Source organism: Streptomyces sp. NPDC056486, assembly GCF_042795295.1.
In the GTDB taxonomy this organism is placed as follows: Bacteria; Actinomycetota; Actinomycetes; order Streptomycetales; family Streptomycetaceae; genus Streptomyces.
On sequence record NZ_JBHTSF010000248.1, the window covers coordinates 1 to 9342 of the forward strand.

Sequence of the window (9342 nt, forward strand, 5' to 3'; positions counted from 1 at the left end):
ATATCCCCCCGCGCGGGGGGTTGTCCCGCCCCCCCGCCCCCGCGCCGCCACCCGCGCCCCCCCGGGGGCCCTTGGGGGGCCCGCGGGGCGACGGCGGTCACGTATGGGTCCACACGCCTCAGCAGAGGGCGGTGTCGATCAGATCGTGGCCGCGTCGATCACGAAGCGGTAGCGCACGTCGCTGGCGAGGACACGCTCGTACGCCTCGTTGATCTGGTCGGCGTTGATCAGCTCGATCTCCGAGCCCAGGCCGTGCTCGGCGCAGAAGTCCAGCATTTCCTGGGTCTCCTTGATGCCACCGATCATGGAGCCCGCGAGGGTCTTGCCGCCGCCGATCACGGAGAAGAGGTTGAGGGAGACGGGCTCCTCGGGGGCGCCGACGTTCACGAAGGCGCCTTCCGAACGCAGCAGGCCCAGGTACTTGTCCAGGGGCAGCGGCGCGGAGACCGTCGAGAGGATCACGTCGAAGGAGCCCGCGAGCTCCTCGAAGGTGGCCTCGTCGCTGGTCGCGTAGTAGTGGTCGGCGCCCATCTTCAGGCCGTCGTCCTTCTTGCGCAGGGACTGCGAGAGCACGGTGACCTCGGCGCCCATCGCGTGCGCGATCTTGACGCCCATGTGGCCGAGCCCGCCGAGGCCGACGACGGCGACCTTCTTGCCGGGGCCCGCCTGCCAGCGGTGGAGCGGGGAGAACGTGGTGATGCCCGCGCACAGGAGCGGCGCGGCGACGTCCAGGGAGAGGCCGTCGGGGATGCGGAGGGTGAACGCCTCGTCCACGACGACGTGCGTGGAGTAGCCGCCGTAGGTGGGCTCGCCGCTCTTGTCGAGGGCGTTGTACGTCTGGACGTTGCCCTTTACGCAGTACTGCTCGAGGCCCGCCTTGCAGTTCTCGCACTCGCGGCAGGAGTCGACCATGCAGCCGACACCGACGCGGTCGCCGACGGCGAACTTGGTGACGGCGGAGCCGACCTCGGTGACGACACCGGCGATCTCGTGGCCCGGGACCATCGGGAAAATGCCCTCACCCCAGCCGTCGCGGGCCTGGTGGATGTCCGAGTGACAGATACCGGCGTACTTGATGTCGATCAGTACGTCGGACTCGCCCACCGGGCGGCGCGGGATGGTGGTCCGCTCCAGGGGGGCCTTGGCGGACGGGGCGGCGTAAGCGGTAACGGTGGTGGTGCTGGTCTGTGCGGTCATGTACTCCACCGTGCCAGGCTTAAGGACATCTACCCAGGTCACGGCTCTGCCTATGCCCAGCGGTCCTACTACTGGTGGGGACAGGCTCGTATGCGTACGACCCCTGATACTGGAATGTATGGACGCCGACGCCGACCAACCCCCGCGCTCCCCCGCCCCCGCTTCCGCCTCCGCCTCAGCCTCCGCCTCAGCCGCCGAGCCCTCCCTCGACGGCCGCGCCGAGCTCAGCGAGTTTCTGCGCACCCGCAGGGCCCGGCTGCAGCCGGAGGACGTCGGGCTGCCGAACTTCGGGCGCCACCGGCGTGTGCCGGGGCTGCGCCGCGAGGAGCTCGCACAGCTCGCCGGGGTGTCCGTCGCGTACTACACCCGTCTTGAGCAGGGCAACGGCCGTAACGTATCGGGCGAGGTCCTGGACGCGATCGCCCGCGCCCTGCGTCTGACGGACGCCGAGCACTCGCATCTGACGCACCTGGCCAAGCCCAAGCAGCACAAGAAGAAGCGCGCCGCCCGCCCGCAGCACGTGCGCCCCGCCCTGCTCCAGCTCATGGACCAGATGGACGGCGTCCCCGCCTACGTGGTCGGCCGCCGCACGGACATCCTCGGCTGGAACCGCATGGCCGCCGCGCTCTTCGGCGACTGGGGTGCGCTGCCGCCCGAGGAGCGGAACTGGGCGCGGATCTGTTTCCTGCGCCCCGAGTCGCGCGTCCTGTTCCGGGACTGGGAGCAGAAGGCGTCGGACATCGTGAGCTTCCTGCGGATGGACGCGGGCTGCTTTCCGAACGATCCGCTGCTCTCCGCGCTCGTCGGCGAGCTCTCCGTGAAGAGCGAGGAGTTCCGGACCCTGTGGGCCACGCACGACGTGCGTGAGAAGGGCCACGGCGTCAAGCGTTTCCGCCACTCCTTGGTGGGCGAGCTGACTCTGTCGTTCGAGACACTGAGCCTGCCCGAGGATCACGATCAGTCACTGATGACGTACCACGCGGAGCCGGATTCGGCGTCGGCCGACGCGCTGCGGCTGCTCGCCAGCTGGGGAGCGGACGCGACGCGCACCGGGGCGGCGCCCCGCTGAGGCGTCACGGCTGGTAGGGCGGCGCAGCGCCCCAGTTCCACAGCGGCACCGGCTGCTCGGTGGGGCGGCTCGCCTCGGGCCCCGAGAAGTAGACCGCGAGCCGGGTGCCCCACTCGACGTAGGCGAGGAAGGCGGACCGGAACTCGGCGTCCGTCGGAAGACCCGCGTCGTCCGCCGCGTCCTGCATCAGGTTGACCCAGCGGCGGCGCTGCGGCTCGGTGATGCCCTTGCCGAGGTGCTTGCCGACCATGTGGGTGTGGCCGCCGTGCGCCTGCGAGTAGGTGGCGGGGCCGCCGAAGACCTCGCCGAGCCACTGGGCGACGTGCAGGGCGTGCTCGGCGGGCAGGTCCGCGAAGAGCGGGGCGAGGAGGTCGTCCTTGAGGACCTTCGCGTAGAAGATCTCCGTCAGGCGCTCGAAGTTCTCCTCGCCGCCCGCCCATGTGTACAGGGTCGGTGTCGACGCGCCCGTGCCGCGCACGGCGGTGGGCGTGTAGTGGCGCATCTCCTCGATGTTCTCGACGTACGGGCGGATCTCCGCGAAGAAGTCGCGGAAGAGCTCCGAGCCCCTGAAGCCCTCCAGGTGGTCGGTGGTCGAGGTCCAGGTGATGCGGAGGATGTAGTGCTCGAAGTCCTCCTCGCAGCGCGAGAGTTCGTAGTCGACGCATTGCGGTGCCGCGGACAGGGGGACGGCGGCGCGGGTGTACGCGGAGAGGAACTCCGCGGAGCGCTCGGACGGGATGCGGTAGCGGATGTACTCGACGGTGTGGGCGGTCATGTGACGTCGGCTTCCTCTGCGGTGGGTGGTGCCGGCATGCGCGCTCCCCAGTCCCACAACGCCTGCAGGGCCGGGCCGAGTTCTCTTCCGTGGGGGTGAGTTCGTAGGCGACCGTGGGCGGCCAGCCGCTCTGTGAGCACCTTGTCCGACAACTCCGGGAACGTGGAGGCCAGTTCGCTGTACGCGTATGAGCCGTCCGCGTATGAGCCGTCCGCGTATGAGCCGTCCGCGTGGGCGTCGGCCCGCAGCAGCTCGCGGACGATGAGGGTGGTCCAGCGGCCGCGCAGGGCGGTGAGCGTGATCTTCACGGACATCGAGGGTGTCGTACGGTCCACCGCCACGGACGTGGCGAGGCGCGGCGCCGACGGACACTGGCGATACGTGATCGACAGCCCTTTCGGCGCCGCGCCCGGCGTCAACGGCTAACTCACTTGCCGTAGTACGCGTTGTAGATCGAAAGGGTCGACTTGTTCCCCTTCTTGTCCGTGATCTTGGCGTGGAAGGAGATCGCCTTGCCCGCGGCCGGGTTCTTCACCTTGATCTTGCCGCCGCTGACGGTGACCTTCTTCCAGGTCTGTCCGTAGTCGTACGACACGTACGCGGCAAGGGACTTGAGGTTCGCACCCGCGGCCGCACCCTGCACGGTTACCGGCACGGACTGCGTCGCGCCGGCCTTGGCCTTGCTGCCCAGGTCGACCGCCGCGGCGAACCGCGCCGTGGAGACCGGCAGCTTCGCGCTGTCGGCCTTCTTGGAGCGGAACGTCCAGCTCGCGTCGATGCGCGTGGAGGCGGCCGCCACCTTGACGCTGCGCTTCACGGACGTCGACAGCTTGTACTCGGCATCGGCCGCCGGGACCTTGAACGTGGTGCCGCCGAGCAGCGGGTCCTCGTTCTCGCCGATCTTGGTGGCGCCCTTGTAGAGGGTCGTCTTCACCGACGAGAAGAGCGAGGAGCCCGCGTGCGTCTTGCCGTCGGCGAACAGCGGCAGATAGCCGCCGATCTCGTTGCCCTCACGGGTCACGCCGTACTCGCCGCCGATACGGGGGCCGAAGACGGCGGTGTTGAACGTCTTCTCGTAGCTCTTGCCGCCCGTGAACTTCTGCGCGGCGCCCAGCGTGTAGGCCGCGTCGACGATCGGCCAGCCGTCCGGGTCGACCCCGGCCTGCTGCTCGAAGTTCAGGCTCCACTTCACGCTGTCGGCCGTGGACAGGTGCAGCGTCCGGGTGCCGGGCAGCGCCTGCGGAATGTTGATCGAGGAGCCGCCCGAGCTGCCGGGGAGGTAACCCAGGGCGCTGATCGTGCCCTTCTTGTCCTTGGCCGCCGCGCCCAGGTCCACCTTCACCGTGGCAAGGTCGGATGCCTTGTAGTGCTTGGTGTAGCCGGTCGCGACCTGCTTGACCTTGCCTCCGGCCACGGTGTCGTACTCGGCGTCGTCACCCTTGAGCCAGTGACCGTCCCACTGCTGGTGCAGCGAACCGTCGGTGACCTGCGGGCCCAGGTGCGCGGTCCGGAAGTCGGTGTACGAGTCGAGCCACCAGCCGAAGCCGTAGCTGCCGTAGTCCGTGTCGACCGTGTAGTCGGGTGAGGCGAAGAACGACTTGGCGTCCGCCGACGGCACCGTGATGTCGACCGGCTTCGCCTTGCGGGCGTCCAGCGTCACCGTCGTGTTCTTGGTGATGCTCAGCTTCGGCTGGGCGAGCCAGTCGGCACCCTTGGTGAAGTCGTTCGGGTCCTTGTACATGCTGGTGTTCAGCACGTAACCGCCCTTGGGGACACGGATCTTGACCGTGCCGGAGGCGTCGTACGGGTTGAAGGACTTCTCGGTGGCGAGCCCGGAGACACCCTCCAGGTCGCTGTCGTAGTACTTCGGGGCCTGTCCGTCGCGCCCGATGTGCTTCAGCGTCAGTTCGTACGACTCGACCTCGCGCTCGACCGCGGCCGCCGTGCGCACGGACTGCCCGCCGCCGGTCGCCACGACGTACGCGGAGTACGCGCCGTCGACCGTTCCGCCGAGCTTGGTGTCGGTGGTCAGGTCGACCGATGCGGTGCCCCCCGCAGGGACCTTCACCGTCTTCGCGCCGAGCTTGAAGAAGCCTGCGGGAGCCGGGGCGCCCTTGGGGTTCGTGCCCGACACCGTCAGGTCGAGGGTGACGTCATCCTTGCCGAGGTTCTTGTACGTCACCTTCTTCGTGACCGGCTTGTCGTCGGTGTGCGGCCACTGCTGCGCCGCGAAGCCGACGGAAACCGGCTCGGCGACGACCGACTGCTTGATGGCCTTGTCGACGGCGATACGGCCCGAACCCTGCTCGAACGGCGTGTACTTGCCGCCCTTGGTGGACGCGGTCAGCGCGCCCTTGAGCTCGGCGTACTTCCAGTCCGGGTGCTGCTGCTTGAGCAGAGCGGCGGCGCCCGCCACGTGCGGGGTCGCCATCGACGTACCGGAGATCGTCAGATAGCCCTCGGGCTTCTGACCGACCTCCTGGTCGATGACGCTGCCGGGGGCCGCGGCGGCGGTGATGTCCACGCCGGGTGCGGTGACGTCGGGCTTGATGGCGCCGTCACCGACGCGCGGGCCCTGGCTGGAGAACTCGGCCAGCTTGTCGTTGTCGTCGACCGCGCCGACGGTGAGGGCCGCGTCCGCGCTGCCCGGTGAGCCGACGGAACCAGGGGCCCCGGCGTTGCCCGCCGCGATCGCGAAGAGGATGCCCTTGTCCGCGGAGAGCTTGTTGACCTGGGCTTCCAGCGGGTCGACACCAGGGGTGTCGCCGCCGCCGAGGCTCAGGTTCACGATGTCGGCGCCCTGCTCGGCCGCCCAGTCCATGCCCGCGATGATCCCGGAGTCGTCACCGGAGCCGGTGTCGTCGAGGACCTTGCCGTTCAGGAGCTTGGCGCCGGGCGCCACACCCTTGAACTTGCCGCCCGACTTCGCGCCGGTGCCCGCCGTGATGGAGGCGACGTGCGTGCCGTGGCCGTAGTGGTCCGTGGCGTCCGCCGCAGACGTGAAGTTCTTCGCTCCGACGACCTGGTCCTTCAGGTCGTCGTGCGTGGCGTCGACGCCGGTGTCAAGGACGGCGACCTTGACGCCCTTGCCGTCGAACCCGGCAGCCCACGCCTTGTCGGCGCCGATCTGCCGCACGCTCTTGTCGAGGCTCGCCTTGCGGACGCCGTCCAGCCAGACGCGGCTGACGCCGGACGCGGTGGCACCGCCCTTGTCCGCGACGAGCGCGGACCACAGGTCGCCGGCGTCCTGCTTCGGGGTGGTGATGGCGTCGGCGTTCAGGGACTTCAGGGTCCTGCGGACCGTGGTGTCACCGGCGGCACGCACATCGGACCTGGCCCCGGCGGCCGCTCCCTTGTAGCCGACGATCAGCTTGAGGCCCTTCTTCTGGGCCCTGCGGTTGTCCTTCTTGCTCAACTCGGTGATGTCGAACAGGCGCTGATCGAGCTTGCCGGTGGCTATCAGGCGCTGCGCGTCGGCCGGGATCACGAGCGTGTGACCGCCGACGCGCTTCGTCAGTACGGGTATCCGCTCCCGCCCCTTGGCCCGGTCGAAGGCGGTGACGCGTCCCTTGGAGTCGGCGGTGACGCGGTCGCCGGTGATGAGGGTGACGCGGTGCGTGCTCTGTTCGGCGCTCTTGAGGCCCGCCGCCTGTGCGGCTGCCGCCTTCGCGTCGGGCGACTGCTTCGCCGCCGACGCCGGGCTGGTCATACCCGCGGCAAGGGCCACGGCCGCCGCTGTGGCGATCGTGGCCCCATAGGCTCTCTTCACTTTTCTGCGCAAGTCTCCCCCTGGAGGTCAAAGGGGCTCCCGCCCCTGGACGAGGAAGTATTACCCAGAGTCGAACAACTGCTCAATAGTGCGTCAGAAGTGACGAGTTGGTTATTTGGTTCCGGATATTCGGTTCAGCTGTCCGGTACCGGACAGCCGGTTACGGGGCGGCCCGCTCCGTGACCTTGATCTGCCCCCGCTTGATCGTCGCGAGGCGCGGGGCCTTCCGGGCGATCGCGCTGTCGTGCGTGACCATCACGAACGTGAGGCCGTGCTCCTTCCAGAGCCCTTCGAGCAGCTCCATGATCTCGTCGCGCATGGACTCGTCGAGATTGCCGGTCGGCTCGTCGGCGAGCAGCACCTTCGGCCGCTTGACCAAGGCGCGGGCGATGGCGACGCGCTGCTGCTGGCCGCCGGAGAGCTCGGCGGGCAGGTGGCTGCGGCGCTCGCCGAGACCCACGGACGCGAGGGCGTCGGCCGCTCGTTCACGGCGGTCCGCCGCGCGCAGCCCGAGGGGGACGAGCGCCGTCTCGACGTTCTCCTGGGCGCTGAGCGTGGGGATGAGGTTGAAGGACTGGAAGACGAAGCCGATCGACTCGGCGCGGACCTTGGTGAGGCGTGCCTCGGGCAGCGCGGCCAGGTCGACGCCGTCGAGTTCGACGCTGCCGGACGTCGGCCGGTCGAGCCCACCGAGCATCTGAAGGAGCGTGGACTTGCCGCCGCCCGTCGGGCCCTGGATGACGAGCCGGTCACCGTCGCCGATGGCCAGGTCGACTCCGGCGAGCGCGTCGACGGTCTCCTTGCCCCTGCGGTACTGCTTCGTGACGCCTTTGAGCTGATACATGGTGTGACTCCTGCGATACGTAAGGGGGTTGGCGGCGTGAGCGGCGGGTGCTGAGGCCGTTTGCTCGACGCGCGGCGGTCGCTGAAGCCGCCTACTCGACGCGGCGCAGGGCGTCCGCGGGCCGCAGCCGCGAGGCACGCCAGCCGCCGAAGGCGCCCGCGATGAGGCCACCGGCCACGGCGAGGCCGACGGCGAGCACGATGGTGGTGGCGCTGACCGGTGCGGTCAGCGAGATGTCGAGCGCCTTCGACGCGGACTCGCGCAGGGCGCCGCCGGGGCCGCCACCGCCGGGGCCGCCGCCCATGCCGCCGCCGCCCATACCGCCGCCCGACTGCCCGCCCGCCGAGCCGAGTTCCGCCGTCAGGGTGGGGCTGATCGCCGTCACCACATACGCGCCGCCGAGGCCGACGGCGATGCCGAGCACTCCGCCCACCAGGCCGTTGACCACCGCCTCGCCGATGACCTGCCGGGTCACACGGCCGCTCTTCCAGCCGAGCGCCTTGAGGGTGCCGAACTCCCGTACGCGACGGCTGACCGCCGACGACGTGAGGAGGCCCGCGACCAGGAAGGCCGCGACGAGCACGGCTATGGAGAGCCACTTGCCGACGCTGGAGGCGAGGTCGGACGCGGTGGAGAGCGAGCCCGACACGGTGTCGGCGAGGTCGGCCGACGTGGTCACGGTCGTACCGGAGACGTTCTTCTGGATGGCGCTCTTGACGGCGTCGATCTGCTGCGAGTCCGCGGCCTTGACGTACACCGTCGTGATCTTGTTCTTCGAGTCGGCGAGGGTCTGCGCGCGCTTCAGCGGAAGGTAGAGGTTGGCCGCCGCGTCCCCGCTGTCGGGCGTCGCGATGCCGACGACCTTGATCTTGGTGTCGGAGATCGTGACGGTGTCACCCACGGAGAGCTTCTTCTCCTTGGCGTACGAGGCATCGGCGACAGCCACCTTGGCCTCGGTCTCCGATCCCGTGAACGTACGTCCCTTGCTGATCCTGGAGGAGGTCAGCGGACCCAGGTCGAGCTTGCTGACATCGGTTCCGTAGACGCTGTAGGAGTCGACGTCGAAGTCGGCGCCGCCGCCGCGCACCTGCCCCTCCTGCTGATCGCCACCACCGCCGCCGGGCCGCTCGCCCTTGCCGGTGGAGCCCGGCGCCTGCTCGAACTGCCCGCGCTCGAACTGCCCGTTGACCTTCATGACCTGCAGGCTCAGCCCGCCGACGGCGTCATCGACCCCGTTCTGGCCGTCGACTTTGGCGACGGTGGTCGAGGACAGCGTCTGGAAGCCCTGCACCATGACGCGGTCGCTGCTCTGCTCCTTGCCCTCGTCGCCGGAGTCCTTGGCGTCGAACTTGAACCGGGGGCGACCGGTCTGGCCGCTCCCCTCCTCGGCCGGAGTGGCCGCCTTGGTGACGGTCATGTCGGTGCCGAGCCCGTAGAGCGACTGGAGGACCTTGCCCTGCGCCTGCTCCATGCCGGACGAGACGGAGTTGACGACGATGACAAGGGCGATACCGAGCGCGAGTCCGGAAGCCACGACGAGGGCCGCTTTTCTGCGGCGGCGCAGCTCGCGCCTCAGGTAGGTGAAGAACATGTGCGTGAAGCTAAGTACGCACCGTGATGAACGGATAAGGGCGGCATAAGAGAACGATGAGAAGCAACAACGAAGGCGGCCCGCATCCCACGTGAGG

At 69.3% G+C, this 9342-nt stretch carries 8 protein-coding genes; 2 read left to right on the plus strand and 6 right to left on the minus strand.

Going from position 1 to position 9342, the window contains the following annotated elements; translation table 11 throughout:
• Positions 1 to 138: 138 nt before the first annotated feature.
• Positions 139 to 1197, minus strand: a complete 1059-nt coding sequence (locus ACFQ7F_RS43655; protein WP_383284561.1) for an NAD(P)-dependent alcohol dehydrogenase — start codon at positions 1195 to 1197, stop codon at positions 139 to 141.
• Positions 1198 to 1315: 118 nt separating this feature from the next.
• Here ACFQ7F_RS43655 and ACFQ7F_RS43660 point away from each other — a divergent pair, with 118 nt between their 5' ends.
• Complete coding sequence (locus ACFQ7F_RS43660; RefSeq protein WP_383284564.1) at positions 1316 to 2266, plus strand: helix-turn-helix domain-containing protein; 951 nt, start codon at positions 1316 to 1318, stop codon at positions 2264 to 2266.
• Positions 2267 to 2270: 4 nt separating this feature from the next.
• On the opposite strand, the gene ACFQ7F_RS43665 is transcribed toward ACFQ7F_RS43660, so the two are convergent.
• Positions 2271 to 3041, minus strand: coding sequence for a group II truncated hemoglobin (locus ACFQ7F_RS43665; RefSeq protein WP_383284567.1), 771 nt, complete (start codon positions 3039 to 3041; stop codon positions 2271 to 2273).
• A complete protein-coding gene (locus tag ACFQ7F_RS43670) occupies positions 3038 to 3349 on the minus strand; it encodes a winged helix-turn-helix transcriptional regulator (protein ID WP_383284570.1) in 312 nt (103 codons plus the stop codon). Before ACFQ7F_RS43670 ends, ACFQ7F_RS43665 begins: the two co-directional genes overlap by 4 nt.
• Between ACFQ7F_RS43670 and ACFQ7F_RS43675 the strand changes: the two genes are divergently transcribed.
• Positions 3339 to 3467, plus strand: a complete 129-nt coding sequence (locus tag ACFQ7F_RS43675; protein ID WP_383284573.1) for a hypothetical protein — start codon at positions 3339 to 3341, stop codon at positions 3465 to 3467. The two genes, ACFQ7F_RS43670 and ACFQ7F_RS43675, sit on opposite strands and share 11 nt — an antisense overlap.
• Before the next feature lies 1 nt (position 3468).
• Here the strand turns inward: ACFQ7F_RS43675 and ACFQ7F_RS43680 are convergent, their stop codons facing one another.
• The 3 genes from ACFQ7F_RS43680 to ACFQ7F_RS43690 form a co-directional block, all read right to left on the minus strand.
• The gene (locus ACFQ7F_RS43680; protein ID WP_383284576.1) at positions 3469 to 6810 is read right to left on the minus strand and encodes a S8 family serine peptidase; all 3342 of its coding nucleotides are present in this window, start codon (positions 6808 to 6810) and stop codon (positions 3469 to 3471) included.
• Between the two features lie 160 nt (positions 6811 to 6970).
• A complete protein-coding gene (locus tag ACFQ7F_RS43685; protein ID WP_383284579.1) occupies positions 6971 to 7654 on the minus strand; it encodes an ABC transporter ATP-binding protein in 684 nt (227 codons plus the stop codon).
• A gap of 91 nt (positions 7655 to 7745) precedes the next feature.
• Positions 7746 to 9245 (minus strand): ABC transporter permease, encoded by a 1500-nt coding sequence (locus ACFQ7F_RS43690; RefSeq protein WP_383284581.1) that lies wholly within the window; start codon positions 9243 to 9245, stop codon positions 7746 to 7748.
• Positions 9246 to 9342 lie beyond the last annotated feature (97 nt).